The organism is Pseudomonas sp. TH21 (assembly GCF_016651025.1).
Taxonomy (GTDB): Bacteria; Pseudomonadota; Gammaproteobacteria; order Pseudomonadales; family Pseudomonadaceae; genus Aquipseudomonas; species Aquipseudomonas aylmerensis.
Window position 1 is genome coordinate 2,904,191 of record NZ_JAEKEQ010000001.1, and the last position, 26,371, is coordinate 2,930,561.

The window sequence follows — 26,371 nt, forward strand, 5'->3', positions numbered from 1 at the left end:
AGTTATTTTTGGCAACAGCAGCCCGTTGCCGCAGCGAACGCTGCGACGCGGGGAAAAGGTTTCAACTCAGTGCGCGGCGGGGCGGATCAGCCGTAGCGGCGGCCCGGCCGCCGGCAATTGCGACGCGCCGGGAGCCGCGGCGAGCAATGCCTGGGTGTAGACGTTCTGCGGGCGCAGCAGCACCTGTTCGGCGGTGCCGTATTCGACCACCTCGCCCTGGCGCATCACCGCGATGTGGTCGCTGATCTGCGCCGCCACGCGCAGGTCGTGGGTGATGAACAGGATGCTCAGGTTCAACTGCTGCTGCAGCGTGGCGAGCAATTCCAGTACCTGCTTTTGCACCGACACATCCAGCGCCGACACGCTCTCATCGGCGATCAGCACTTCCGGGCGCATCGCCAGGGCGCGGGCAATGCCGATGCGCTGGCGCTGGCCGCCGGAGAACTGCCGAGGCTTGCGCTGCAGGGCATCGCGCTTGAGGCCCACCTGCTCGAGCAGGTCGCCGGCTTCGGCCCAGGCATCCTTGGCCGACAGCCCACGCAATTGCGCGGCGCGCGCGATGATGTCGCCGACACGGTGGCGGGGATTGAGCGAGCCATACGGGTCCTGGAAAATCATCTGGATACGCCGGCGATTGGCGGCCAGTGCCGCGCCGCGCAGGGCCAGGAAGTCGGTGTCGCCGACCCACACATGGCCACTGTCGCTGTCCACCAGGCGGATCGCGGCCTTGACCAGCGTGCTTTTGCCCGAGCCGGATTCGCCGACAATCGCCAGCGTCTTGCCGCGCGGCAGGTTCAGCGACACATCGCGCAGCGCCGCCACCGAACTGCCGCCGACCGTGTAGGTCTTGGTCAGGTGCTCGATGCGCAAGGCCATTTCGCCGTCCTCGCTCGGCACATGCAATTCGGGGTGCAGTGCCGGCACCGCCGCAATCAGCGTGCGGGTGTAGGCATGAGCCGGCGCATTCAGTACCTGGTCGCGTGCGCCGATTTCCACCAGGCGGCCACCTTCCATCACCGCGATGCGGTCGGCAATCTGCGCCACCACGCCAAAGTCGTGGGTGATAAACAGGATGCCGTGCTGCCCGCGCCCACGCAGGTCGCGCACCAGCTTCAGCACTTGGGCCTGGGTGGTCACGTCGAGGGCGGTGGTGGGTTCGTCGGCGATCAACAGGTCCGGGTTCATCGCCAGGGCCATGGCAATCACCACGCGCTGGCATTGCCCCCCGGACAACTGGTGCGGGAAGCTGTTGGCGATGCGCGGCGGGTCCGGCAGTTGCGTGGACGCCAACAGCGCAAGCATGCGTTCGCGGCGCTCGGCGGCGGGCATCTGCGGCGCATGAATGTCGAAGATCTCTTCGACTTGTTTGCCGATGCGAATCGCCGGGTTGAGTGCGGCCATCGGCTCCTGGAAAATCATCGCAATGCGGTTGCCGCGCAGTGCCCGCAGGCGCGCGTCGTCGAGGCGGCAGATATCCTCGCCGAGAAAGTCGATGACCCCACCGGCATGTCGCAGGCCCTTGGCGTAATCGCCCATGATCGCCGCCGACAGCACGGACTTGCCCGAGCCCGACTCGCCGATCACACAGAGGATTTCGCCCTTGCGCACGTCCAGGCTGATGCCTTGCACGGCGTGGCTGCGGTCGGCGCCCTTGGGCAGTTCGACGGACAGGTTGTCGACCCGCAATACGGTTTGCTCGCTGCTCATGCTCAACTCCTTGCGCCTTGCTGCGCGTGTTCATCCAGCCCGTCGGCGAGCAGGCTCAGGCCGAGCATCAGGGTGGAGATGGCGATGCAGGGGAAGATCACCAGGTGCGGGAAGGAAATGGCCATGGCGCGGCCGTCATTGATCATGCCGCCCCAGTCCGGGGTCGGTGGCGGCAGGCCGAGGCCGAGGAACCCGAGGGCGCCGATCATGATCGCGGTGTAGCCAATGCGCAGGCAGAAATCGACGATCAGCGGCCCGCCGCAGTTGGGCAGGATTTCCACCAGCATGATCCGCAGCGAGCCTTCGCCCTGGGTGATGGCGCTGAGCACGTAGTCGCGCGAGCGGATGTCGATGGTCAGCGCGCGCATGATGCGAAAGATCGCCGGTGCGCTGGTGAAGGTCACCGCAATCAGAATGTTCAGCGCCGAAGCGCCGAGGGCGATGATGATCACGATGTACAGCACCAGCACCGGGAACGACAGCACGGTGTCGGCCACATACGACAGCACCGCGTCGACCCAGCCATTGAAGTAACCGGCGCACAGGCCCATGGCGATGCCCACGGCAAAGGCGGTGAGGGTGGCGAGGATCGACCAGAACAGCACGGTGCGCGTGCCCCAGATCAGCCGCGAGAGAATGTCGCGGCCAATCATGTCGGTGCCCAGCAGGAACCGCGCGCCGTCATCGCCGGCAGTCAGCGGGGTCAGCAGTGGCGTGAAGCTTTCCAGCGGATCATGCGGCGCCAGCCACGGCGCGCACAGGGCGATCAGCACCCAGCCGCCGACCAGCAGCAGGCCGAGCAGCGCCAGCGGATGCTTGAAGGATTTGAGCAGGTTCATGGGCGGCCTCCGCCGAGACTGCGCAGGGTGATGCGCGGGTTGAGCCAGGTGTAGGCGAGGTCCGAAAAGATCTTGCTGATGCCCACCACCACGCCACTGATCATCGCGCAGGCTTCGATCAGGTAGACGTCATGGTTGAGCGAAGCGGTATAGAGCAGCGAGCCGAAGCCTTTGTAGGCGAAAAACACTTCCACCACGATCACGTTCGACAGCAGCCAGGGGATGTACAGCATGATCACCGTGACCGGCGCGATCAGCACATTGCGCAGCGCATGGCGCAGCACGATGCGTGCAGTGGAGGCACCTTTGAGGCGCGCGGTGCGGATGTACGGCGCCTGCATCACCTCGACCATCGACGCGCGGGTGATACGCGCCAGGTAGCCGATGCCGAACAGGCACAGCACCATCAGCGGCAGCACCAGTTCCACGGCGCTGAAGCCGTCACTCATGCTGCTGACACCGGGCAGCCAGTTGAGCCAGAACACAAAGATCGCCGAGACGAATACGGCGCTGGCGAAGTCCGGGATCGAGGTGGTGACGATCGACAGGAACGACACCAGCCGGTCGACCGGCGAGCCCTGGCGGATCCCCGCGAGGACGCCCAGGGTCAGCGCCACCGGCACCATCACCAGTAGCGCCAAGCCGGCCAGGGTCAGGGTTTGCCAGAGGTTGGGCAGCAGCAGCTTGAGCACCGATTCGCGAAAGTACACCGAAGTGCCCCAGTCGCCACTGACGAAATCCTTCAACCACACCAGGTAACGCCACGCGAACGGCTGGTTATAGCCGTGTTCCAGCAGCCACGCGGCGCGCTGGTCGGCGGCGGAGTAGGGGCCGAGGACGTTGATTGCCACGTCCTCGATATTCAGTTCCAGCGCCAGGAACACAATCAGCGATACCGACAGCAGGGTCGCCAGCAGCATCAGCAATTTGCGCAGTAGAAAATGAGCCATCAGGTGCACGCTCCGACGGGGGGATGGGAAGGGGTGTTGCGCCTGTCGATCAGGCGCTCAGCCAGACACTGCCCATGGGGTAGAAGTCGGAGGGGTGGACCTGGAAGCCCTGGACCTTTTTGCTCACGGCGGTGAACTTATCGCCCCAGAACGGCTGCACGATCACGCACGCGTCCTGCAGGATCTGCTCGACGTCCTGCATGGCCGCCGCGCGTTGCTTGGGGTCGATGATGCCCATGGCCTTGTCCAGGGCCGCATCAAAGGCCGGGTCGTGGTAGTGGCTTTCGTTCCAGGCGCCGCCGCCACGGTAGGCCAGCTCCAGGGACATCACCCCGAGCGGGCGGTGGGCCCAATAGGTCAGGCTGAACGCGGCCTTGTCCCAGATCGGCCAGTACTGGGCCGCGGGCACCACCTTGAGGTTGATGCGGATGCCGGCTTCCAGGCAGTTCTGTTGCAGGATCTGCGCGCAATCCTGCTCATAGCGGCCCTGGGTGTTGCCGACGATCAGGTCGATGTCCAGGCCATTGGCAAACCCGGCCTCGACCAGCAGTTTTTTCGCCGCCGCCACGTCGCGCTCGCGCTTGGGCAACGCAAAGTACTCGGGATGAGAGGGCGCCACGTGGTGGTCTTCGCCGAGGGTGCCCATGCCGCGATAGGCGACCTTGAGCATTTGCGCGTTGTCGGCGCACAGCACTACCGCCTTGCGCACCCGCACATCGGTGAACGGCTTCTGATCGCAGGCCATGCGCATCACCACGGTCTGCGCGGATTTGCAGCTGAGCAGCTGCGCACCCGGCAAGCGCTTGGCCAGGTCGAGTTCGGCCACGGTCACGCGGTACAGCACGTCGACCTGGCCGGCCTGCAGGGCGGCGAGGTGGGTGGACACGTCGGTGCCCATGTCGATATAGCGCAGCTCGTCGAGGTTGGCCGGCTTGCCCCAATAGTCGGCGCGCTTGGCGAACGTCGCCTGCTTGTTGACCGCGAATGACACCAGCTTGAATGGCCCGGTCGCCAGCGGGTTCTTGGCCCAGTCATCGCCAGCCTTGAAGCTGCGATGGACCATGGCGCAGGTGAACGCGTTGAGCATCTCCGGGATCGCCAGGATCGGCCGCTTGAGTTGCAGGCGGAACTGATAGTCGCTGACTTTTTCGAAGGCCTTGATGTCCTGGAACGCCGTGCGGTTGACCGACTTGGAGTCGGCGGCGATCCAGCGCTGGATATTGTGCTGTACATCGTCGACGTTGAAGCTGTCGCCGTTGCTCCACTTCACGTCCTGGCGCAGGTTGAAGGTCCAGGTGGTGAGGTCGTCGGACGGGCTCCAGCTTTCGGCGAGGTACGGGTGGGTGATGTTGTCGGCGTCGACCCAGGTCAGGTATTCCAGAGCATTGCGCAGCAGGTTCGACGCTTCGATCCAGGTGATCAGCATCGGGTCCTGGATTTCCTGGATCGCGCAGGCAAAACGCAGGCTGCCGCCTTGGCGGGCCGGCGTGCCGTCGGCGGCCTGGGCATCGTTGCCGAGCAGGGCTGAGCCGATAAAGCTGCTGGCGCTGGCCACGGTGATGCCAAGGAGGGCGGCGGTGCGCAGGAATTGCCGGCGGTTGATCTCGCCGCTTTGCACCTGATTGCACAGGGCTTCGACGGCCGGGTGCGGCGCGTTACCGTCCAGGGTCGCTAAAACGTTGGAATCGGACATGGGGCTGCTCTCATGTTGTTTTTATTAGAGATGCCCGCAGTTTTGTCATCGGTGCGACGATCGACAAACGATAAATTCAGCGGTTAAACGTTCCTTAAACGCATGTTAGTCGGCGTGGCGGTGGCGGTGTGTCGAGATAGACGCGCCGCTGGCGTGGCGATCGTTACTGCGCGATACAAAAAATCATGTTGGCTAGGAAAAAACTGCTGGCTCATGGGATGCTTGGCGCCTCGTCAGTCGTCCTCGAGTGCTTCCCATGAAACGCAAAATGCCCGGGCTCAATGCCCTCAAGGCTTTCGAAGTGGCCGGCAGTACCGGCAGTTTTACCCGGGCTGCCGAGCTGCTGAACGTGACCCAGAGCGCGGTCAGCCGCCAGGTCCGGCAGTTGGAAGAGCAGTTGGGCGAGAACTTGTTGGAGCGTCGTCACCATCACCTCGAACTGACCAGCGCCGGGCGCGTGTTGCTGCGCGCGTTGCACCAGTCGTTCGACAAGATCGAGTTGACGGTGCGCAGCATCCAGCAGAAAACCCATTCGAACCGGTTGCACGTCAACGCGCCGCCGACCTTCACCAGCCGCTGGCTGATGCCCCGTCTGGGCCGCCTGCGCGAGGCCCATCCGGAGCTGGAATTGAGCATCACCACCTGTTTGCAGGACAGCCTGGCGCAGACCAGCACGCTGGATTGCGCGATTCGGTTTGGCAACGGCGAATGGGATGGCCTCGACAGTTCGTTGCTGATACAGGAGCGGCATATCGCCGTGTGCGCGCCGTCGCTGTATGCCCGTGAGTGCAGCGACGAGGGTGTGGACCTCAACCGCATGACCTTGTTGCATGTGCTGGCCAGCGAAGACCAGCGCTATCTGACCTGGAAACACTGGCTGGACGCGGCGCGCATCCACGGTGTGGATACCCAGGGCGGGTATGAATTCGACTTGCTGGACCTGGCCATTCGCGCGGCCACCGATGGGTTGGGGATCACCATTGCCGACTGGCATATGGTCGCGGCGGAGTTGGCATCGGGGCAGTTGACCCAGGTGTTGAACGTGCATGTGGAGGGGCATCAGTCCTATTGGCTGGTGACGCGGCCGGAGCAGACGGATTTGCCGCAGTTGCAGGTGTTCAGCCAGTGGTTGCAGGAAGAGATCTGGTTGGCGCAGCGGCAGTTGGAGCCGTCTACGGCGGCGAACTGACGGATTTTCTGTAGGCGCGGGCTTGCCGGCGATCGCAGCGCCGGCAAGCCAGCGCCTGCCGGGGTATCTCACAAGCTGATCTTGATCTGCGCGCACAACCCGCCTTCCGGGCGGTTGCTCAAGGTCAGCGAACCGCCGATGGCCACCACCAGTTGCTGGGCAATCGCCAGCCCCAGCCCGGTGCCGCCGGTGCCACGGTTGCGTGAGCTTTCCACGCGGTAGAACGGCTGCATGACCTGCACCAGTTCGTCTTCGGCGATGCCGGGGCCGTTGTCCAACACCTTGATCGACAGCTCGCCCTCGGTCGTCGAACCGACTTCCAGCTGTGCGGCGCCGGCAAATTTGAGGGCGTTGTCCACCAGGTTGACCAACACCCGCCGCAACGCGTGGGGACGGGTGTCGAGCACCACCGCACTTTTGCCGCTGAGGCTCACCTGCTTGTGCATGTCCTGGTAGTCGAACACCAGGCTGTCGAGGAAGGCGTCGAGGTGGATGCGGTGGCTGGCTTCGGTGGCGCCGTGCACGCTGCGGGCATAGGCGACGCCTTCGCGCACCAGGTGCTCCATTTCGCTGAGATCACCCCAGAGTTTGTCGCGATCAGCCGAATTCTCCATGAACTCGGCGCGCAGTTTCATGCGCGTGATCGGGGTTTGCAGGTCGTGGGAAATCGCCGCCAGGATCTGCATGCGTTCCTTGAGGTATTCGGCGATGCGCTGCTGCATGGCGTTGAACGCGGCGGCCGCGTGGGCCACTTCGGTCGGGCCGTGTTCATCCAGCGGCGTCGGATGGGCGTTGGGGTCGAGGGTCTCCACGGCGCGGGCCAGTCGGGTCAGCGGGCGGATGGCGAGGCGCACGGCGAACCAGGTGCAGCCCAGCAGCAGCGCGAGTTGCAGCACCAGCACCACCGGCAGCCAGTAGGCCACGGGCAGGGCGGCGGGGCGTACGTCGAGGGTGATGGGGTTGCCATCGGCCAGGGTCAGGTGCGCCTGGAAGTGCTTCTGCAGGCCAGGGATCGTACGAAAGGTCAGGGCGTACTGTTCGCCCAGGGCCTCGGCGATCGAGGTGGCGGCCATCGGGATGTCATCGTTGCGCATCGGCTCGCCTGGCTCGCCGGCGTTGAGCAGGTAGCGGTAGTTCTGCCGGTCGATGCGCGGCAGCCAGGCCGCGCGTTCGTTGGCGGGCAGACGGTCGAGGATCGCCACCGAGGTGGACACGTCGTTTTCCAGGTTGCCGAGCATGGCAGTGCGCGCGCTGATATAGCGCTCGTAGAACTGCGCACTGAAGGACAGGCCATGGGCGCACACCAGGCTGATCAGGAAGATCAGCGACAACTGCGACGCCAGGGTGCGTGGCCAGCCGAGTTTGAAGGTCATTGATCGGCCCCGAGGATTTCCACCGCCAGGGAAAACACATAACCCTCGCTGCGCACGGTCTTGATATAGGCCGGCTCGCGCGCATCATCCAGCAGGCGCTGGCGCAGTCGGCTCACCAACAGGTCGATGGAGCGGTCGAACAGGTCGGCATCGCGGCCCTGGGTCAGGTTGAGCAACTGGTCGCGGTTGAGCACTCGCTGGGGGTGGTCGAGGAACACCCGCAGCAGGCGGTATTCGGCGCCGCTCAGCGCCACCAGGGTGTCATCTTCATCGAGCAGGTGGCGCGCGGTGGTGTCCAGGCGCCAACGGCCAAACCGGATCAAGCGCCCGGTTTCGCTGACCACCAGGTTCGGCGGCAGCATCCGCGTGCGCCGCAACACTGCGTTGATGCGTGCAAGCAACTCGCGGGCGGCGAAGGGTTTGACCAGGTAATCGTCAGCGCCCATTTCCAGGCCGATGATGCGGTCGGTTTCATCGTTGCGCGCGGTGAGCATCAGCACCGGCGTGGCCTTGTGCTTGCCCACTCGCAGCTCGCGGCACAGCTGCAGGCCGTCGTCGCCGGGCATCATGATGTCCAGCACGATCAGGTCGACGGGGGTGGTGTCGAGGAAGCTGCGCATCTGGCGGCCGTCGGCAACCACGGTGGTGCGCATGCCGTTTTTTTTCAGGTAATTGCCCACCAGTTCGCGGATCTCGCGGTCGTCATCGACGATCAGGATGTGATCGACATGGTCCATGCTGCCTTCCTCGTTAAATACTTATGGGCGGCAGTCTAGCCAGTGTCGGCGCGCTTGCCTTGTGCCCTTTGTATTGCAGTGTATCTGGCGATAAGGAGATACACGACGAAGCAAAAAACCAGCGCGGAAGGTGGGTCGACCTGCCTAAGCTAATTCTAAAAAGATATTTATTGCGGGTTTTTAAGATCGTTTAGCTTGGACGCTTCTCAAGGATTCTATTCAAGGAGCGAGCCGCCGATGTCCCACGTGCAGTCCATCACCACGTTGCCCTTGCTCGACCTGTCGCAGCTCGATGGCAGCCCGCAGCAACGCCAGCAGTTCCTCGACGAGTTGCGCCTGGCGGCGCGGCATATCGGGTTTTTCTACCTCACCGGCCACGGGATCGACCCAGTGTTGCTGGCCGAAGTGCAGCAGCAGGCGCGCGCGTTCTTCGCCTTGCCCGAGGCCGACAAGCTGGCGGTGGGCATGCTCAATTCGCCGCACTTTCGCGGCTATAACCGCGCGGCCTCGGAGATCACTCGTGGGCAGCCGGACCTGCGCGAGCAATTTGACGTCGGCGCCGAGCGCGAGCCACTTGATGCGGGCCACCATCCGGCGGCCTGGGCGCGCCTGCAAGGCCCTAATCAATGGCCGGTAGCCTTGCCGCAACTCAAGCCGCTGGTGCTCGGCTGGCAGCAGGCGATGACGCAGATGGCGCTACGCCTGTTGCGTGCCTTTGCCCAGGCGTTGTCGTTGCCGGAAAACGCCTTTGACCCGCTGTACGGCGACAAGCCCAACGAGCACATCAAGCTGATCCGCTACCCCGGTCGTCACGCCCAGCAAAGCCGCCAGGGGTGGGGGCGCACAAGGACTCCGGCTTCCTGAGCTTTTTGCTGCAGGACCAGCCCGGCTTGCAGGTGGAAGTCGAGGAGGGCCGCTGGATCGATGCGTCGCCGCGCCCCGACACACTGGTGGTGAACATCGGCGAGTTGCTGGAACTGGCCAGCAATGGCTACCTGCGCGCCACCGTGCACCGGGTGGTATCGCCGCCGGTGGGCAGCGAGCGCCTGTCGCTGGCGTTCTTCCTCGGTGCGCAACTCGACGCGGTGGTGCCGGTGTTCCCACTGGCGCCAGAGCTGCTGCGCGACGCCCATGGCCCGACGAGCGATCCGCGCAATCCGTTGCTGCGCGAGGTCGGCTGGAATTACCTCAAGGGCCGCCTGCGCTCGCACCCCGATGTCGCCCAACGTTTCTACGCCGACGCCACGCTTCCCCACGCACTGTCCGCCTGATCAGGAGATCACTATGTTGAAGAAATCTGCACTTACCCTGGCGGCGTTGCTGGCCTCTTTCAGCGTGTCGGCCGCCGACGCCTTGCGCGTGGCTGCCGACCCGATTCCCCACGCGCAAATCCTTGAATACGTGCAAAAGCTCGACCCGGGCCTGAAGCTGAAAATCATCGAGATCCCCAGCGGCGTGAACTCCAACGAGTTGCTCGCGCATGGCGATGTCGACGCCAATTACTTCCAGCACCTGCCGTACCTCAATTCCCAGGAGCAGGCGCTCGGCCAGAAGTTTGCGGTGGCGGCCACCGTGCATATCGAGCCGCTGGGCATCTACTCCCATCGCCACACCAGCCTCGCCCAGGTGCCGGACAAAGGCACCGTGGCCGTGCCGAACAACGTCACCAACCTCAGCCGCGCGTTGTACCTGCTGCAAGCCAACGGACTGATCAAACTCAAGCCGGGCTTCAACGACGCCTCCAAGGACCAGGCCACGCCCAAGGACATCGCCGAGAACCCCAGGCACTTGAAGATCCTCGAAATCGAGTCGCCGCAGATCCCGCGGGCCCTGGATGACGTGGACCTGGCGGTGATCAATGGCAACTTCGCCCTGGAAGCCGGATTGCAGCCGGCCAAGGATGCGCTGGGGCTGGAAAAGGCCGAAGGCAATCCGTATGCGAATATCCTCGTGACCACGCCGAAATTGCTCGAAGACCCGCGCATCAAGCAGCTGGCCAACGACCTGCGCTCACCGGCGGTGGCCAAGTTCATCAGCGAGAAATACGCCGGTTCCGTGATCCCGGTGGCGGCCGAATGATCGTCGTCGAGGCGGTCAGCAAAACCTACGCCGATGGCCAGCCACCGGCGCTGGATAACGTGTCGTTGCAGATTGCCGATGGTTCGATCTTTGGCATCGTCGGGCGCAGCGGCGCGGGCAAAAGCACCTTGCTGCGCTGCCTCAACCTGCTTGAGCGGCCGACCTCCGGACGCATCCTCATGGACGGCCAGGACCTCACGCAACTGAGCGACAAGCGTTTGCGCCAGCAGCGCCAGCGCATCGGCATGATCTTCCAGGGTTTCAACCTGCTGCATTCGCGCAACGTGGCGGATAACGTCGCGGTGCCGTTGGAAATCGCCAATATGCCCAAGCCTGAACGTGCCGTGCGAGTCGCCGAGTTGCTGGCATTGGTGGGCTTGAGCGACAAGGCCCAGGCCTTTCCCTCGCAGCTGTCGGGCGGGCAGAAACAGCGCGTCGGCATCGCCCGTGCATTGGCGGCGCGTCCGGCGTATCTGTTGTCGGATGAGGCCACCAGCGCCCTTGACCCGGAAACCACGGCGTCGATCCTCGAATTGTTGCGCGACATCAACCGGCAACTGGGGGTGACCATCGTGCTGATCACCCACGAGCTGGAGGTGGTCAAGGCGATTTGCGACAGCGCCGTGTCCCTGGCCGATGGGCGCGTGGTGGAAAGCGGCAGCCTGGTGCAATTGCAGGCCGACCCATCCTCGCGCCTGGGCAGGTCGCTGGCCCCCAGCCTGCAAGTGGTGAGGGCCGTATGAAAACCGACTGGCAGGACATCCTGCAATTGCTCCTCAACGCCACCGGCGAAACCCTGTACATGGTGCTGCTCGCGGGGTGGTTCACCCTGCTGATCGGCCTGCCGCTGGGCGTGCTGCTGTTTATCAGCCGGCGTGGCGGACTGCTGCCGTTGCCTCGGGTCAATCGTGTGCTCGGCGGGGTGATCAACCTGGGGCGCTCGTTGCCGTTCGTGGTGATGTTGATTGCGCTGATTCCGCTGACCCGCCTGATCGTCGGCACCACCCTGGGCAGCACGGCGGCGGTGGTGCCGATCACCATCGGCGCGTTTCCGTTTTTGCGCGGATTGTCGAGACCGCGCTGGATGAAGTGGACAAGGGCCGCATCGAAGCCATCGTGGCCATGGGCGGCGATATCCGGCATGTGATTCTCAAGGTGCTGTTGCCCGAAGCGCTGCCGGCGCTGGTGGCCGGGGTGACCTTGACGCTGGTGATGTTGATCGGCTTTTCGTCGATGGCCGGGGTGATCGGTGGCGGCGGGCTGGGCGACCTGGCGATCCGCTACGGTTACCAGCGTTTCAACAATCAGATCATGGTGGTCACGGTGATTGTGCTGGTGGTGCTGGTGCAGGGCGTGCAAAGCCTGGGTGATCGGTGTGTACGCTCATTGGCGCACCGTCGCTGAGGGGGATGCGCGGCTATCGCAGGCCAGCCAGCGTCTAGGGCTTATGGTTATTTGCTAATGAATTTTAAATATTTTCGGTTATAACGAGGAGTCAGTACAGTCACGCTTCATCTTCCATCCTTGCCGCCGGGAAATTGTTCATGAGCCGTCCCCACGGGCACCCCACGCCGATCCTGACCTTGCCCCAGGGCGAAAAGGATCCGCTGTCGATTCGCGCCAAGGCCCTGGTGTTTTCCGACCCGCGCTCACTGCAATTGCTCGACTACCTCAAGCGTGTCGGGCCCAGCGAAGCGCCGGTGTTGATCAATGGCGAGACCGGTACCGGCAAGGAGTTGGTGGCGCGCTACATCCACAGTGCCAGCGGGCGCACCGGCGCTTTTGTGCCGGTGAACTGCGGCGCGATCAGCGAGAACCTTGCCGAGAGTGAGTTTTTCGGTCACGAAGCCGGTTCGTTTTCCGGGGCATCCGGGCGGCGCATCGGCTGGTTTGAGGAGGCGGATGGCGGCACGCTGTTTCTCGATGAGATCGGCGACCTGCCACTGCCTTTGCAAGTGAAGTTGCTGCGAGTGTTGCAGGAACAGGAGGTGGTGCGCGTCGGTTCGCGCAAGCCGATCAAGATCAATATCCGCCTGGTCACTGCGACCAACATCGACCTTGAGCAAGCTGTGGAAGCGGGCAATTTCCGCCTCGACCTGTTCTACCGCATCAACGTTGCCCAGGTGCAGGTGCTGCCGCTGCGCGAACGGCCGCTGGATATCCTGCCGTTGGTGGAGCACTTCCGCCGGCTGTACAGCGCCAAGTTGAAAATCGCCGAGCCGATGCTCTCCGAGTCCGCCACCCAGGCACTGCTCGATTACCCGTGGCCGGGCAATATCCGCGAGCTGGAAAATGTCGTGCACCTGGCACTGCTGGTGGCCGGCGACAAACCGATCATGCCCAACCACCTGAAGTTTTCCGCCGGGCTCAGTGCCCTGCATTCGAGTGCCAACAGCAGCGCGCCGCGCATCCCCCAGGAGGTGATGCGCGAGCAACTGCTGCGCCTGTTCGAGGTGCCGGGGGATACCTTGCTGCACGACATCGAAGACTTGATCGTGCGCGAGGCGTTTGCGTTCTGTGGCTTCAACCAACTGCGAACCGCCGACTTGCTGGGGATTACCCGCAATGCGATGCGCACGCTGCTGGTCAATCACGGCATGCTCAAGGGGCGCGCGAAGCCCTGAGCAACTGTTCGAACAATTGCTGCACCCGTGGCTCGTCACTGTGGGCCACATTGAAACGCATCGAATCACGGTGCGCCGGGTCGTAGCCGAACAAGGTGCCCGGTGCCAACACCATGCCTTGCTTCAGCGCGGCCTGGGCCAACTGCTCGCCGTCGACTCCGGCGGGTAGCCGCGCCCAGATGAACATCCCGCCTTCAAACCCCATTGGCAGCTCGCAACCGCAGCGCTTGAGCCATTGCTCGACGCGCCCACCGGCTTCCATCAAACGCTGGACCATGCGCTTGCGGTGCTTGCCGTAGCTGCCTTCGCTGAGCATGCGGTAGACGATCTGCTCGAACAGCTCTGAAGTCACGCCGCCGCTCATCAATTTCATATTGGTCAGGTTGGCCGCCAGTTGCGGCGCGGCCACCACGTAGCTGACGCGGGCGTTGGCACTGAGAATCTTGGAGAACCCCGACAGGTAGGTGACCTGCTCCAGGCCGGCGAGGGCGGCCAGGCGTGGCGGCGGATTGGGGTGCAGGTCGCCGTAGAGGTCATCCTCGACGATATGGCAGTGGTACTGCTGGGTCAGTTGCAGCAGGCGAAACGCCTGGCTGGGGCTGAACGAATGGCCGGTGGGGTTGTGCAGCACGCTGGTGGTCAAGTACAGGCTGGGACGGTGTTCGGCCAGCAGGTGTTCGAGGGCGGTGAAGTCGAACCCGTCGGGGCGACGTTCGAGGGTCACCACCTTGACCCCATGCAAGGCCAGGTTGGCGTGGAAATTGAAGTAGCAGGGTGCGTCCAGCAGCACCGTGTCGCCGGGACGCGCGAGCAGGCGCATGAGCATGTCCAGGCCTTGCACGGTATTGGGCGTGGTGATGATCTGTTCCACCGGCACCGACAGGCCTTCCGTGTGCAGCTTCTGTTGCAGGGCCTGGCGCAACGGTAGCAGCCCGGCCGGCGTGCCCAGCCCGGCGATGCGCAACGAGGGCGCACGCACGGTGCTGCGCATGGCTTGGCGAATCGGCTCGGCGTCCAGCCATTCCTCCGGCAAGTGGCCGCCGCCGGGGCGCAGATCGCCGCCGGCGGTGGCCAGCGGGCGTCGCAACACGCTGAGCAGGTCCTGGGGCAGTAGCTCGACCCAGGCCGCCGAGGCCGGGCGCACGCGGTCTATCGCCACGAAAAAACCACGGCCCTGGCTGGAGGTGAGCAGGTTGCGCCCGCGCAGGCGGTCCAGCGCCTCATTGAGGGTGAACTTGCTGACGCCCAGCACCTGGGTCAGTTCACGCACCGACGGCAACTTGCTGCCAGGCGCCCACTCACCGTGCTCGATGGCCTGGCTGAACGCCTCGACGATCTGCTGCACCTTGGGCACGCCCGGTACAAAGGCGATGGCGGATACCAACATGGACCTTCCTTGTGTTTGCTGGTGATTTCACCGGTAAAGTCAGGGCGGATTAGGCCTTACTTTACCTGCCTTGTACACGGCTGCTTGCCTAGACTGCAGGTCTTCTTACCCAAGGTCCACGCCATGACCAGCGCATTGACGCTTTCTTCGTTTCTCTACTTCCTGCTGTTTTGCGCCACCATGACCTTCAGCCCTGGCCCCATGACGTTGCTGCTGTTGAGCCTGGGCCTGAAGGCCGGCCTGCGCAGTTCACTCCCGGCGCAGCTCGGCGCCAGTGTGGCGTACCTGATTTCGATCCTGGTCTTTGCCGTGGGCTTCTCGGAATTGATCAAGGGCAACCAGGCCATCACCCAAGGAATCCAGCTGGTCGGCGTGGCCTACATCCTTTACCTGGCATACAGGCAGTGGACCAGCAGCGGCGTGTCGATAGACCGGATGGGCGCCGTGGACGGCGCGCGCGGCCTGTTCGGCAAGGGTTTGCTCACCGGGTTTTCCAACCCCAAGACCCTCATCATGTTCAGTGCCGTGTTCCCACAGTTCGCCGGGGCAGGGGAGCACAGCTCGATGACGGACATCGCCATCCTCGGGCTGACGTTTCTGCTGCTGCAATTTGCCAGCGGCTGCCTGTACTGCTACTTCGGTCAACGCATCAAGCACCTGCTGGAAAATCCCCGGCGCCGAGTGCTGTTGCAGCGGGTCACGGCAGTATTGCTGCTGGGGGTGGCGCTGATGCTGGCGCGCGGCTTTGCACACTGACGGTGACAGCCTTATGAGCGGTAGTGGCGATCTGCCCGTGCCCTGATAGACTCCAGGCATTCCTCCAGGATCTCACCCCACCATGTCAGCTGCAGAAGGAAACGGACTTCCGCTCGCTTCACGGCTGTACAAATCCCGTACCCTGGGGCTGACGCTCGGTTTCGTCTGCGTGGTGTTCGGCATGTATCCGCTGAACCCACCTGCATGGCTGTGGGCCTGGATGCTGATCAACGCGTTCGCGTGGCCGCACCTGGCCTTTCAACTCTCGCTGCGCAGCGCCCAAACGCTGCGCAGTGAACGCCGCAACCTGTTGTTCGATTCCTTCTGTGGCGGGTTCTGGGTCGGCGCCATGCACTTCAATCCACTGCCCAGCGTGACCACGCTGTCGATGATGACCATGAACAACGTGGCCATCGGCGGCCCGCGTTTCATGCTCGCGGGCTGGGTGGCGCAGGCACTGGGTATTGGCAGCTCGCTGCTGATCCTGACCCCGGCGTTTATTGCGGTGACCACCGAGACCCAGCTTTACGCGTGCCTGCCGATCCTGATGCTCTACCCGCTGGCCCTCGGCTGGATCTGCTATCGCCAGGCGGTGACGCTGGCCCGTCACAAACGTGAGCTGCTGGCGTTGAGCCGCACCGACAGCCTGTCCGGCCTGCTCAATCACGGCGCCTGGAAAGACCACCTGGAAATCGAATTCCAACGCTGCCGCCGCGAGCAACAGGGCGCCGCGATTGCGTTGATCGACATTGATCATTTCAAAGTCATCAACGACACCTACGGGCATGTCACCGGCGATATCGTCCTGCGCCAACTCAGCAAGGTGCTGCGCCAGAACCTGCGCGCCACTGACCTGGCCGGGCGCTATGGCGGGGACGAATTCTGCGTGATCCTGCCGGACATGCCGCTCAACCGCGCGACCGAAGTGATGGACGCCTTGCGTGATCGCTTCAATGCGCTGGCCTACGCCCAGGACCCGACCCTGCGTGTCAGCCTGAGCATCGGCCTGGCGCCGTATCATTCGGCCCACGCCGATTCCACCAGTTGGCTGAACGACGCCGACCAGGCGTTGTACGAGGCAAAGAGCAGTGGGCGTAACCGCGTCAGTTCCGTACAAGGGAGTTGGTTGCGATCGATCTAGTGGGGTAGGGTGTGGCGGCACCTCCCAATAAAAAACAAGGATCGGTCCATGCTCTTCAACTTTCCACGTACCCTCCTGGCCGCCACCCTGGCCTTATCCTTCGCGATGCCGGCCTACAGTGCCGAACCTCACAAACAGATCCAGGCAGACGCCGAACAGTACAAGGCCGAGGCCCTGAAACTGCTGGAGCGCCTGGTGAACATCGACTCGGGCTCCGGCTACGAGCCGGGCTTGACCCAAGTGCGCGACATCGCCGTTGATGAACTCAAGCAACTGGGCTTCACGATTGAGCTGGTGCCGGACAAGGCCGCCAATAACAGCCATGTGATCGCCACCCTCAAGGGCACCGGCAAGGCCAGGATCCTGCTGATGGCGCACATGGACACCGTGTTCAAGGAAGGCTCGGCCGCCGAGCGCCCGTTCCATATCAAGGACGGCCGCGCCTATGGCCCCGGCGTGATGGATGACAAGGGCGGCATCGTCGCCGGCATCTATGCGCTCAAAGTCCTGAAAAACCAGGGCTTCAAGGACTACGCGCAAATCACCTTCCTGCTCGACGCCAGCGAAGAAACCGGTTCCGACGCCGCCTCGGACCTGATCCGCAAAACCGCCAAGGCCCACGACGTGACCCTCAACCTCGAACCCGGGCGCCCGGCGGATGGCCTGGTGGTATGGCGCAAAGGCAGCGCCACCGCCGTGGTCGAAGTCAAAGGCAAGGCCGCCCACGCCGGCGTCGCGCCGGAACTGGGGCGCAACGCAGCCATGGAAGCCGCGCACCAGATCCTGCAACTGGGCAAGCTGGGTGACGAAGAGAAGAAAACCACCATCAACTTCACCGTGCTCAAGGCCGGCGACCGCGTCAACGTCATCCCCGACCAGGCCACGGCCAAGGCGGATGTACGCGCGGCGCTGCCGGAAGAGTTTGATCGGATCGAAAAAGACCTCGCGCGAGTGTCGGCGAACAAGCTGATCCCCGACACCGAAGTGAAGACCAGCCTGTTGCGGGGCCTGCCACCGATGCCGCAGACGCCGGAGTCGGACAAACTGGTCGCGATTGCCCAGGGCATCTATGGGGAATTGGGCAAGAAGCTGACAATTGAAGGTAGCGGCGGCGCGGCGGATGCGAGTCTTTCCGCCGGCGTGGGCACCCCGACACTGGATGGGTTTGGGATTGTTGGCGGGAATATCCACACACCGGAGGAATACGCGGAAGTGGAAAGCGTGGCGCCGCGTATTTATCTGCTGAGCCGGATGATTATGGAGCTGTCGAAGCGCTGATTTTCCGCTGAGCGACTCTCTTTTGTGGTGAGCAGGCTTGCCCTGCGTGGGGCTGCGCAGCAGCCCCAGAATCGACAAATACTGATTTACCTGAAAGTACCCACTGCCTGCACTGGGGTCGCTTCGCGGCCCAACGTGAGCACGCGAAGGTTGGTACTAAGTTGACCGGTCTTCGAGGTTTGCTATTTGAGGTAATACTATTCATTTCCTACGTTTATTTGATTATGTGATTCTGTCTTGCTGCGGTAACTCTTGAGGCGTTCAAGCAATACTGTCATGAACGCTCTTTTGTTAGTTATGTTGTCTTCGAAGTATGTGTCAAATAGATAAAAGACAGATTCAAAATCTTCCTCTTTCGATAGGTAATGCTCAATAGTTTCTATAAACCAAACCTGCTCATCCTCCTTGTAGGAGAGGAATTCCGGCTTGGTTAAAATGTCGAATAGCTCTGAAAGTTCAGTTGTGCTATTTACATTTTTTGAAGTTATGACTTCTTCTCTTTCTAGGTTTTTGGTGTTTTCTGTGCTGTAAGTAAATAATAATCCTTGCAAGATCGCGAGGTCTGGTTTTCTTTTCATCTGTCGAATTCCGTATAGGCTGTGATCGGTTTTCCATCTGTATTTAAATGCACGACTGCTTTAGTTTGCTTTCCATATTCTAGTCCTTCTCTTTTATATCCTTCGCCGATAATTTTCCCTATGTCCATGGGTCTTGAGGTTCCTGCTCGGCCATTGAGTTTAAATATCAGAACAGCTCGCTCAATTGCATTAAATTGATCTCTGTGACTCAGAAAATGCGTGGCAGCACTTGGTGGTCTTGGTGTGCCTGCTCTTCTTCCTCTGTCAAAGGTCTCGATCTCGCCCGTAGTCGGATTTCTAGCGGTTGTTACCCGCTCAAGTTGAGACTCCAAAGTGGTTTGAGCTCCATGTTTTTCCAAAAAGTGTGCTCCTGGAATTGATGTCTCAAGCTCCGATAATCGCCGATGAATGTTTGACTCAGCCAGCTCATCAATTCTTGCTTGACGCTCAGCGTGCGTTAGTTGTGGTAAAGCAGGCTCTCCGTCATTGACGTTTGGCGCAGAACTTTGAGAAATGGCGCCTTGCTTGCAACCCTCTCCCCCAGGACATGAGCTTAACCCTAACGGATCAACCCATCCCGTAGGATTGGGCACGTATTGGTAGGCGTTAATCCCTCCCGCCAGCTTCACCGGATCCGGCGTCAGGTAGCGGCCAACATCCGGATTGTAGTAGCGATGGCGGTTGTAGTGCAGCCCGCTTTCCTGGTCAAAGTACTGGCCTTGGAAACGCAGTGGGTTGTCGACTTTTCCGACGTCTAGGCGGCTGATTTCTCCGTAGGCACGGTAATGCGCGGACCAGACGATTTCACCATCCGGGGCGGTGAGTTCCTGTGGGGTGCCCAGGTGGTCGAGTTGGTAGTGATAGGCCTTGGTTTCTTTTGGGCCGAAGCCTTCCAACAGGGCCAGCGGGCGGAAGCTGTCAGGTTCGTAGAGATAGCTGCGATGACGATCCGCGTGATGTTCGGCAATCAGCTTGTCGCCTTGCCAGAAAAACTCCGTGGTTGTCCCATCAACGGTTTTGCTGATCCGCCGCCCAAACGGGTCGTAGCGATAGCTCGCGGTTTGGCCGTTGGGTTGGGTGATTCCGATGAGGCGGTGCTGGCAGTCGTAGCGGTATTCGGTGATCAGCGCGTGCCCACGGCCACGTCGTTCGCGAATCAAGTTACCGAAGGCGTCATAGTCGTAATGGCGGTCGCCCTGGATCATCAGCCGGTTACCAGCAACGATGTCCGGCCCTGGGCGGTCTTGCATCAGCAGGTTGCTGGCCGGGTCGTGGCCGAAGCGTTCTTGCACATCTTGCGAGTGGTCGGCGCGGGTCAGGCGGGCGAGGGGGTCGTAGTGGTAGTGGTGTTCGCCTTTGCGGGTGTCGAGCAGGCGGGTGAGGTTGCCGGATTTGTCGTAGTCGTACTGGCGTTGGTAAAGGGTGTGCTGCTGTTGACTGACGGCATGGGCGTGCAGGCGCTGCTGGTCGTCGTAGTGGTAGTGACTGATCAACTGGCCTTGTTGGCGTTGGTGTTCCTGGCCAGCTTTGAATAGATGAACAGTAAGGACTTCACCGTTCAGTTCGACGGTGGACAGGTGGCCGCCCTTGGCGTGATTGAACACCACGCGATTGTTGTCGGGCAGACGCAAGTGTTGCAGCTGCCCGCAGGCATCGTAGCCGTAGCGCAAGGTGCCCCAGCCCTGGTGTTCGGCGATGAGGCGGTTTTGTGGGTCGTATTCGTAGGCGAGCGCCCAGTGGCCATCGTCGACGCTAAGGAGGTTGCCTTGGCGGTCGTAGGCATAATCGACGACGCTGGCATCGGGAAGTACTTTTCTTACGAGACGGCCAGCGTGGTCTCGCTCATAACGGGTAACCAACTGACTGCCATCGTCGCCGTGCTCGGTTTTTTCCTGCAGGTTGCCGTTGAGGTCGTAGGCATAAGCCGTACGTTGGCCGTAAAAGCCGATTTCCTGCTGGATCAGGCCATTGAGGTGATAGTCGAGTGTGTAGGTCTCGCCAACCTCGTTTTCGATCTCGGTGAGCAACAGCCGCACGTTGTCGTAACGGTATTTGACCTGGCTGCCATCGGCATTGATGCGCCGGCTGATCAGGTGCAAGCCATCGGCATATTCGTAGCGGGTGACATGCCCCAGCTCATCACGCTCGGAGGTGATCTTTCCGTAGGGGTTGTAGCTGTATTCCCGCGCCGCACCACCTGGCAACATGACACGAGTCAATCGACCGACGCTGTCCCACTGATACTCGGTCAGCGCCCCATGCTCATCCTCACGCGCCACCTGCCGCCCGAGATCGTCATAGCGGTAGCGCTTGACGCCGCCATTTGGCAGTTGTTCTTCCAGCAGATGACCACGCTCATTCCACACCAGTCGATGGCAGCTGTTGTCGGGAAACCAGACCCCGGTCAGTTGTCCCTGCTTGTCGTAGCTGTAGTCCGTTACGTTGCCGTCGGGATCAGTCTTACGAACGATATCGCCCTGGTCATTACGCTCGTATTTCCAGGCGGCGAGGCCCTGCCTTACCACCCGTACGAACCCATTGTCATGCTCGTAGGACGTCGGCTCATCGTCCCCCGGAAACACCGCCACCAAACGTCCGGCGTCGTCGTACTGATACGCCGTCACCGCCCCCAGCGGATCCTGCTCGACCGTCAACCGGCCTTTGTCGTCGTAGGATCTGAAATGCTCGGCACCATCCGGATCAATGCGCTGCACCAGCCGCGCCCGCTGGTCATGCACGTAGACTTCCTGGCTGCCATCAGCGTTAAACACCGTGACCTGCCCGTGGTCATCCCAGGCATAACGCGTATCCATCTGCGAAAAGCTCGCCCAGTGGCGGACACAGCGCGCGGCCTTGCCAGCGCGTTCCCACGCCCAAAAGAAACTCGCGCCACCGGCCAACTGCCGCTCAAGAATGACGTGCTGATCGTCGTACCGATAAACCTCGCGTTCGCCGACGGCATTGGTCGCCGAGACCAGTCGGCCAGCGTCGTCGTAGACGTAGGAAACAACGTTGTGCTCAGTCATCCACTCGAAAGGACCGTGGCCCTTGGCGCGCTGGATCTGGTAGTCCACCGCCACGATGCGACCCAACTCATAACGCAGGAACAGCGAACGCCCGACACCGTTATCCAGCCGCTCAATGCGCCCCAAAAGATCCCGGGCAATGCGCAGGCGGTTGTCATACGCATCGCTGATAGCCGTCAGCACACCGTCGCGAAAGTGGTAAAAGCGCGACGCCTGCGCCAACACCAGTTCATCCGGCAACGTCCCCAGGTAAATCGCCGCTTCGGCCAGGCTATTGGTGATTGCGGGGCGAGAAACAGATGGCAAGGGCAGGGTGGTCGAGCGGTTTTCATGATCGGTCCACACCACCGAATCACCGGAAACACTCAGCCGATGCGCCAACGAGTGACTCCAGCCAAACCCCAACCCGCAATCCATTTCCACCGCACTGGTGCGGTACACCCTTGTCCACTCAAACGGCAAGATCCCATCCAACGTGCCATCGGTGAGAGTGAGCAATTCCTCTCCGGTAACCATCGACACCGGACAGCCGTTAGTGGCGGTCTTATCCGCAGGCGCCGCCGAGTCCCCGTTTGGATTCTTGCCAGCAGCAGGCACATCGTCGACATGCTCCTGCCGAATCAACGTCGTCCGCTGCGTCTTGCCGCGAACCGCCGGCACCGGGTTGGAAATCAGCTGATCCCCAGCCTTCAACGGCACATCCGGAATCACCTTGATCGGCGTCGCCGCGCTCCTCAGCAACAACGGTGTGGCCGCCTCGACATGGCCCTGCACACGAGATTTCCCAAATTGCCTGGCCACCTGTTTGAACCACTGGCGCGCACGACGAGACTTGATGCCGTCCAGGACCTTGGCGCTCATGCCTATCGCCACGCCCATCGCACCGGTGGCGAGGGCCAGCAGCAGGTTGATCAGCACTTCGGCGCTGATTTCCCCGAGCAATTCGTTCATGTACGGCGGCGGCATCATCCGCATCCAACTGACCAATACCGACAAGTAAATGAACAGCAGCGGCTCATCGCTGAGTATCAAAATGCCTTTTGCGAGAATTTCGGCGCTGAGGTTCAGGAGCTTTTCGAGTTCGGCGCGGGACAGGTAATGCAGCAGCTTCTCGGCATTGGCAAGCGGGTCCATAAGCCACTGAAGCAGCTGCTTGAGGGAATCCCAGAGCTCATACAGCGCATTGCCAAATCCCCGGGCGTAGGCTCGGTGCAGCATCAGGTAGCGCTTGAGGAAATTGGCCTCGGAGTAGTTCGCCCACAGCGGTGCAAACGTGGCGTCCCACTCGCTGCGCAGCCAGCCCTCCAGTGGCCCGATGACCGACTGATAGGAGGCATACAGCGCCTTGAAATGCTCTTTGGAGACGTTGGGGAAGAAGCTGATGCGGTACTGCTGGTTACGATCGCACTCGGTAACTTCCAGAATGCCGCTGGGCCCGATGGTTTTATGGATGGGCGCCCCCAGCGGGCCGCCGTGTGGGTCGATACGCTGCAACATCACGGGCGTATTGCCGATGGGCACGAATCTCGAACTCTGGAACATGTGCACCAGCGTCAATGTGCCGTTGGCCTGGCACGCGGCGACGGTACTGCTGGGAAGGATCGAACGGTTGATCGGGGCGACAAGCGCCACCTCACGGCCGACCTTGAATACCTGCTCGACATCCAGCGCCGAAGAGCTGAGGACGCTTTGCGCCAAGGTTTCGTAGGAATTGAGGCAGCGCCTGAAATCGCTGAGCACGGCTTCGACGTCACGCGTCTTGGCATCCATGGCCGTCAGCAGCAGGAGGCCGATGGTTTGGCTGGTGGCGTTGATCAAGGCGCACCCACCAAAACGGCGGGGCTATCGAAAAAAAACATCTGCAATCCCTCGCACTGTGTGATCAGGCGAGGGACTTTGCAGCGGTTTTTAAGTGATATCTGTAGTGCTTATCCGGCAGTCAGGTGGGATGTTTCAGCGGCAGTTGTCTTCTCCCGGCCCAGCACCAGGCTGCAGAGTGCCGGCAGGAACAGCAGCGTCAACACCGTGCCCACCAGCACCCCACCAATCAGCACATACGCCAGGGACGACCAGAACACCGACAGCGTCAGTGGAATGAACGCCAGTGCCGCCGCCAGTGCCGTCAATATCACGGGCCGCGCACGGCGCACGGTGGCTTCGATGATCGCCTCGCGAATCGGCATGCCGTGGTCCTGGTTCTGACGAATCTGGTCGGTAAAGATCAGCGTGTTGCGCATCAGGATCCCGCCGATCCCGATCAGCCCCAGGATCGCGTTAAACCCGAACGGCTGGTTGAACAGCAGCAAGGTCGGCACCGCGCCGATCAAGCCCAGAGGGGCAGTGGCGAAGACCATGAACATCACGCCAAACGAGCGCACCTGGAACATGATCACCGTGAGGGTCAGCAGGATCATGATCGGGAACAGCGCCGCGAGCGCGACGTTGGCCTTGGCGCTTTCTTCTACCGGGCCACCGATGTCGATCTGGTAACCGGCAGGCAGCTGCGCGATCAGCGGCTGCAGGTCTTTGTACACGGCCATTTCCACGTCGGGCGGCTGCACGCCGTCGATGATGTCGGCGCGTACTTCCACGGTGGTCGCGCGGTTGCGGCGCTTGAGGATCGGTTCTTCCATCACCGCCTGGAAATGCCCGACCTGGGCCAGCGGCACCGAAGTGCCCGCGCTGTTGGTCAGGGTCATGTTGTTGAGATTGCCGAGGTTCTCGCGCTGGTTGCCCTGGGCGCGGGCGACCACCGACACCGTGCGGTTGCCTTCGCGCACCTCGGTGATCGGGTTGCCGCTGAGCAAGGCGTTGAGCTGTGATTTGACCTCGTTCGGCGTGAAGCCGAGCAGGCGCAGGCGGTCCTGATCGAGGACCAGGCGATAGCCGCTGGTGCGCTCGCCCCAATCGAGGAACGCGTCCTTGGTCAGCTTATTCGCGGCGACGACCTTGCGTACCTGCTCAGACACCCCGCGCAGTACATCCAGGTTCGGGCCGCTGACGCGAAACACCACCGGGAACGGCACCGGCGGGCCGAACAGCAGTTGCGTCACGCGCACTCGTGCCGCTGGAAACTCACCTGCGGCAATCCGCTCGCGCATGCGCAATTTCAGTGCGTCGCGGGCGTGGGAATCCGGGGTCTGCACGATCAGTTTGGCAAACGCCGGGTCCGGCAGTTCGGGGTTCAGCGAGAGGAAAAAGCGTGGCGCGCCGCCGCCCACGTAGGTGTCCACCAGGTGGGTCTGCGGCTCTTGCAGCAGCGCTTTTTCCAGCTGCGCGGCCACCGCCTCGGTGCTCTTGAAGGCACTGCCGGGCGGCATGTACACCTCAAGAATCAGCTCGGACCGATCAGAGTTGGGGAAGAACTGCTTCTTCACCACGCCCATGCCCAGCACGCACAACACAAACGCCGCGACCACCAGTCCCGTCACCAGCCAGCGCCGCTGCACGCAGGTTTGCACCAGGTTGCGCAGTGTCTGGTAGTAACGCCCGGCATAAATCGCGTCGTGGCCGCCGGGTACCGGCTTGATCTGCGGCAGCAACTTCACCCCCAGGTACGGCGTGAACACCACCGCCACCAGCCACGACGAAATCAGCGCGAAGCCGACGATCCAGAAAATATTGCCGGCATATTCCCCGGCGCCGGAACGCGCGAAACCCACGGGCAGGAAGCCGATGATGGTCACCAGCGTGCCGGTCAGCATCGGCGCGGCTGTCGAGCTCCAGGCGAAGGTGGCCGCGTGGATGCGGTCGAAGCCTTCTTCGAGTTTCACCACCATCATCTCGATGGCGATGATCGCGTCATCCACCAGCAACCCGAGGGAAATGATCAGCGCGCCGAGGGTAATGCGGTCGAACTCGCGCCCGGTAAGCAGCATGATCACAAACACCACCGACAAGGTCAGGGGCACCGCAGCGGCCACCACCAGGCCGACGCGAAAGCCCAGCGCCAACAGGCTGATCACCATGACCACCGCCAGGGCGACGAAGAATTTCAGCATGAATTCGTTCACCGCCAGGCTGATGTTTTTTGCCTGGTCGGAGACTTTGGCGAAGTTCACGCCGAGCGGCAGGTCCGCCTGGATTCTGGCTTCCTCGGCCTTGAGGCTCTTGTCCAATTCCAGGCCGTTCCAGTGTTTCTCCATGATCACGCCGAGCATCAGCGCCGGGTCGCCCTGGTGGCGGATGCGGTAACTGGGCGGGTCCTCATAGCCGCGGCTGACGGTGGCCACGTCGGCGATGCGTAGCACGCGGCCGTTGACTTCCAGGGGCACGTTTTCGATCAGCGCCAGGCTGTCGAACGCGCCGTCGATACGGATATAGGCACGCGCACCGGCGGTTTCCACAAAGCCCGACGGTGCCACGGCATTTTGCGCGGCGAGGGCAGCGAAGATCTGGTCCGGCTTGATGCCCAGGGTCGCCAGGCGTTCGTAGGAAAACTCGACAAAGATCCGCTGGGCCTGCTCGCCGAGGATATTGACCTTCTTCACGCCCGGCAGGTTGAGCAGGCCCTGGCGCAGGTCTTCGGCCATCTGCACCTGTTGCCGATGGGGCAGGTGCTCGGCTTCCAGGGCGTACAGGGCAAAGTACACATCGGAATATTCATCGTTGAAAAACGGCCCGATCACGCCCTTAGGCAGTTTCGCCGCTTCATCGCTGAGCTTTTTGCGCGTCTGGTAGAACAGGTCCTGGATTTCGCTGGGGCGCGTGGACTCCTTGTAAGTCATGCGCATCGACACAAAACCCGGCTGGGCAATGGTCTCGACGCGGTCGTAGTAATCGAGTTCCTGCAGGCGTTTTTCCAGGCGGTCAGCGACTTGCTCCTGCATTTCCTGGGCCGTGGCGCCAGGCCAGGCGGCGGTGATGGTCATGACCTTGACGGTAAACGACGGGTCTTCGGCGCGCCCCAGTTTGCCGAAGGAGAAGATCCCGGCGGCGAGGATCGCAATGATCAGAAACAGCGTGACCGCACGGTGCTTGACCGCCAGTTCGGAGAGGTTGATCCCGCGCATGC

17 protein-coding genes and 2 pseudogenes are annotated in these 26,371 nt (G+C 62.1%); 9 read left to right on the top strand and 10 right to left on the bottom strand.

The window, feature by feature from the left end:
* Nucleotides 1-66 precede the first annotated feature (66 nt).
* Genes JFU04_RS12770 through JFU04_RS12785 form a run of 4 tightly spaced genes read right to left on the bottom strand, consistent with a single transcriptional unit; the run spans nt 67 to nt 5,189 of the window.
* Entirely contained in the window at nt 67-1,707 is a 1,641-nt protein-coding gene (locus tag JFU04_RS12770) for a dipeptide ABC transporter ATP-binding protein (protein ID WP_201144219.1), read from the bottom strand.
* Nucleotides 1,708-1,709: 2 nt separating this feature from the next.
* Nucleotides 1,710-2,546, bottom strand: coding sequence for an ABC transporter permease (locus JFU04_RS12775; protein ID WP_120448432.1), 837 nt, complete (start codon nt 2,544-2,546; stop codon nt 1,710-1,712).
* Entirely contained in the window at nt 2,543-3,496 is a 954-nt protein-coding gene (locus JFU04_RS12780; RefSeq protein WP_201144220.1) for an ABC transporter permease, read from the bottom strand. The genes JFU04_RS12775 and JFU04_RS12780 overlap by 4 nt, the downstream gene beginning before the upstream one ends.
* Before the next feature lie 49 nt (nt 3,497-3,545).
* Nucleotides 3,546-5,189: an ABC transporter substrate-binding protein gene (locus JFU04_RS12785; RefSeq protein WP_201144221.1), complete on the bottom strand. Its 1,644-nt coding sequence runs from the start codon at nt 5,187-5,189 to the stop codon at nt 3,546-3,548.
* Nucleotides 5,190-5,445: 256 nt separating this feature from the next.
* Between JFU04_RS12785 and JFU04_RS12790 the strand changes: the two genes are divergently transcribed.
* Nucleotides 5,446-6,378 carry a LysR substrate-binding domain-containing protein gene (locus JFU04_RS12790; protein WP_065906715.1) on the top strand — a complete coding sequence of 311 codons (933 nt, stop codon included), beginning with the start codon at nt 5,446-5,448 and terminating at the stop codon, nt 6,376-6,378.
* Nucleotides 6,379-6,446: 68 nt separating this feature from the next.
* Here JFU04_RS12790 and JFU04_RS12795 read toward each other — a convergent pair whose 3' ends face one another.
* Entirely contained in the window at nt 6,447-7,751 is a 1,305-nt protein-coding gene (locus JFU04_RS12795; RefSeq protein WP_201144222.1) for an ATP-binding protein, read from the bottom strand.
* Nucleotides 7,748-8,488, bottom strand: a complete 741-nt coding sequence (locus tag JFU04_RS12800) for a response regulator (protein WP_065906718.1) — start codon at nt 8,486-8,488, stop codon at nt 7,748-7,750. The genes JFU04_RS12795 and JFU04_RS12800 overlap by 4 nt, the downstream gene beginning before the upstream one ends.
* Nucleotides 8,489-8,725: 237 nt before the next feature.
* Between JFU04_RS12800 and JFU04_RS12805 the strand changes: the two are divergent.
* The 5 genes and pseudogenes from JFU04_RS12805 to JFU04_RS12825 all read left to right on the top strand — a co-directional run bounded on the left by JFU04_RS12805 (nt 8,726) and on the right by JFU04_RS12825 (nt 13,191).
* Nucleotides 8,726-9,759: pseudogene (locus tag JFU04_RS12805) on the top strand (isopenicillin N synthase family dioxygenase).
* 13 nt (nt 9,760-9,772) lie between these two features.
* Nucleotides 9,773-10,567, top strand: coding sequence for a MetQ/NlpA family ABC transporter substrate-binding protein (locus tag JFU04_RS12810; protein WP_065906720.1), 795 nt, complete (start codon nt 9,773-9,775; stop codon nt 10,565-10,567).
* On the top strand, nt 10,564-11,310 hold the full coding sequence (locus JFU04_RS12815) for a methionine ABC transporter ATP-binding protein (protein WP_201144223.1): 747 nt from the start codon (nt 10,564-10,566) through the stop codon (nt 11,308-11,310). Before JFU04_RS12810 ends, JFU04_RS12815 begins: the two co-directional genes overlap by 4 nt.
* Nucleotides 11,307-11,971, top strand: a pseudogene (locus JFU04_RS12820) (methionine ABC transporter permease). The gene JFU04_RS12815 and the pseudogene JFU04_RS12820 overlap by 4 nt, the downstream one beginning before the upstream one ends.
* A gap of 140 nt (nt 11,972-12,111) precedes the next feature.
* Nucleotides 12,112-13,191, top strand: coding sequence for a sigma-54 interaction domain-containing protein (locus tag JFU04_RS12825; protein WP_106804092.1), 1,080 nt, complete (start codon nt 12,112-12,114; stop codon nt 13,189-13,191).
* Here JFU04_RS12825 and JFU04_RS12830 read toward each other — a convergent pair.
* The gene (locus tag JFU04_RS12830) at nt 13,169-14,578 is read right to left on the bottom strand and encodes an aminotransferase-like domain-containing protein (RefSeq protein ID WP_106804091.1); all 1,410 of its coding nucleotides are present in this window, start codon (nt 14,576-14,578) and stop codon (nt 13,169-13,171) included. The genes JFU04_RS12825 and JFU04_RS12830 overlap by 23 nt on opposite strands.
* Nucleotides 14,579-14,701: 123 nt before the next feature.
* Here JFU04_RS12830 and JFU04_RS12835 point away from each other — a divergent pair, with 123 nt between their 5' ends.
* The 3 genes from JFU04_RS12835 (at nt 14,702) to JFU04_RS12845 (ending at nt 17,753) form a co-directional block, all read left to right on the top strand.
* The gene (locus JFU04_RS12835) at nt 14,702-15,334 is read left to right on the top strand and encodes a LysE family translocator (RefSeq protein WP_201144224.1); all 633 of its coding nucleotides are present in this window, start codon (nt 14,702-14,704) and stop codon (nt 15,332-15,334) included.
* Nucleotides 15,335-15,416: 82 nt separating this feature from the next.
* Nucleotides 15,417-16,475, top strand: a complete 1,059-nt coding sequence (locus JFU04_RS12840) for a diguanylate cyclase (RefSeq protein WP_120448439.1) — start codon at nt 15,417-15,419, stop codon at nt 16,473-16,475.
* Nucleotides 16,476-16,523: 48 nt separating this feature from the next.
* Entirely contained in the window at nt 16,524-17,753 is a 1,230-nt protein-coding gene (locus tag JFU04_RS12845) for a M20/M25/M40 family metallo-hydrolase (protein ID WP_106804088.1), read from the top strand.
* Between the two features lie 197 nt (nt 17,754-17,950).
* Here the strand turns inward: JFU04_RS12845 and JFU04_RS12850 are convergent, their stop codons facing one another.
* From JFU04_RS12850 to JFU04_RS12860, 3 genes are all read right to left on the bottom strand, one after another.
* The gene (locus JFU04_RS12850; RefSeq protein WP_201144225.1) at nt 17,951-18,331 is read right to left on the bottom strand and encodes a hypothetical protein; all 381 of its coding nucleotides are present in this window, start codon (nt 18,329-18,331) and stop codon (nt 17,951-17,953) included.
* Nucleotides 18,328-23,127, bottom strand: coding sequence for an RHS repeat-associated core domain-containing protein (locus JFU04_RS12855; protein ID WP_201146385.1), 4,800 nt, complete (start codon nt 23,125-23,127; stop codon nt 18,328-18,330). The genes JFU04_RS12850 and JFU04_RS12855 overlap by 4 nt, the downstream gene beginning before the upstream one ends.
* A gap of 158 nt (nt 23,128-23,285) precedes the next feature.
* Nucleotides 23,286-26,369 carry an efflux RND transporter permease subunit gene (locus JFU04_RS12860; protein ID WP_201144226.1) on the bottom strand — a complete coding sequence of 1,028 codons (3,084 nt, stop codon included), beginning with the start codon at nt 26,367-26,369 and terminating at the stop codon, nt 23,286-23,288.
* Nucleotides 26,370-26,371 lie beyond the last annotated feature (2 nt).

Coding starts and splice junctions, on each gene's coding strand:
- JFU04_RS12795 (WP_201144222.1), bottom strand. CDS start 7,751: ATGACCTTCAAACTCGGCTGGCCACGCACCCTGGCGTCGCAGTTGTCG.
- JFU04_RS12830 (WP_106804091.1), bottom strand. CDS start 14,578: ATGTTGGTATCCGCCATCGCCTTTGTACCGGGCGTGCCCAAGGTGCAG.
- JFU04_RS12775 (WP_120448432.1), bottom strand. CDS start 2,546: ATGAACCTGCTCAAATCCTTCAAGCATCCGCTGGCGCTGCTCGGCCTG.
- JFU04_RS12845 (WP_106804088.1), top strand. CDS start 16,524: ATGCTCTTCAACTTTCCACGTACCCTCCTGGCCGCCACCCTGGCCTTA.
- JFU04_RS12790 (WP_065906715.1), top strand. CDS start 5,446: ATGAAACGCAAAATGCCCGGGCTCAATGCCCTCAAGGCTTTCGAAGTG.
- JFU04_RS12825 (WP_106804092.1), top strand. CDS start 12,112: ATGAGCCGTCCCCACGGGCACCCCACGCCGATCCTGACCTTGCCCCAG.
- JFU04_RS12815 (WP_201144223.1), top strand. CDS start 10,564: ATGATCGTCGTCGAGGCGGTCAGCAAAACCTACGCCGATGGCCAGCCA.
- JFU04_RS12840 (WP_120448439.1), top strand. CDS start 15,417: ATGTCAGCTGCAGAAGGAAACGGACTTCCGCTCGCTTCACGGCTGTAC.
- JFU04_RS12810 (WP_065906720.1), top strand. CDS start 9,773: ATGTTGAAGAAATCTGCACTTACCCTGGCGGCGTTGCTGGCCTCTTTC.
- JFU04_RS12780 (WP_201144220.1), bottom strand. CDS start 3,496: ATGGCTCATTTTCTACTGCGCAAATTGCTGATGCTGCTGGCGACCCTG.
- JFU04_RS12800 (WP_065906718.1), bottom strand. CDS start 8,488: ATGGACCATGTCGATCACATCCTGATCGTCGATGACGACCGCGAGATC.
- JFU04_RS12835 (WP_201144224.1), top strand. CDS start 14,702: ATGACCAGCGCATTGACGCTTTCTTCGTTTCTCTACTTCCTGCTGTTT.
- JFU04_RS12785 (WP_201144221.1), bottom strand. CDS start 5,189: ATGTCCGATTCCAACGTTTTAGCGACCCTGGACGGTAACGCGCCGCAC.
- JFU04_RS12855 (WP_201146385.1), bottom strand. CDS start 23,127: ATGGATGCCAAGACGCGTGACGTCGAAGCCGTGCTCAGCGATTTCAGG.
- JFU04_RS12860 (WP_201144226.1), bottom strand. CDS start 26,369: ATGCGCGGGATCAACCTCTCCGAACTGGCGGTCAAGCACCGTGCGGTC.
- JFU04_RS12850 (WP_201144225.1), bottom strand. CDS start 18,331: ATGAAAAGAAAACCAGACCTCGCGATCTTGCAAGGATTATTATTTACT.
- JFU04_RS12770 (WP_201144219.1), bottom strand. CDS start 1,707: ATGAGCAGCGAGCAAACCGTATTGCGGGTCGACAACCTGTCCGTCGAA.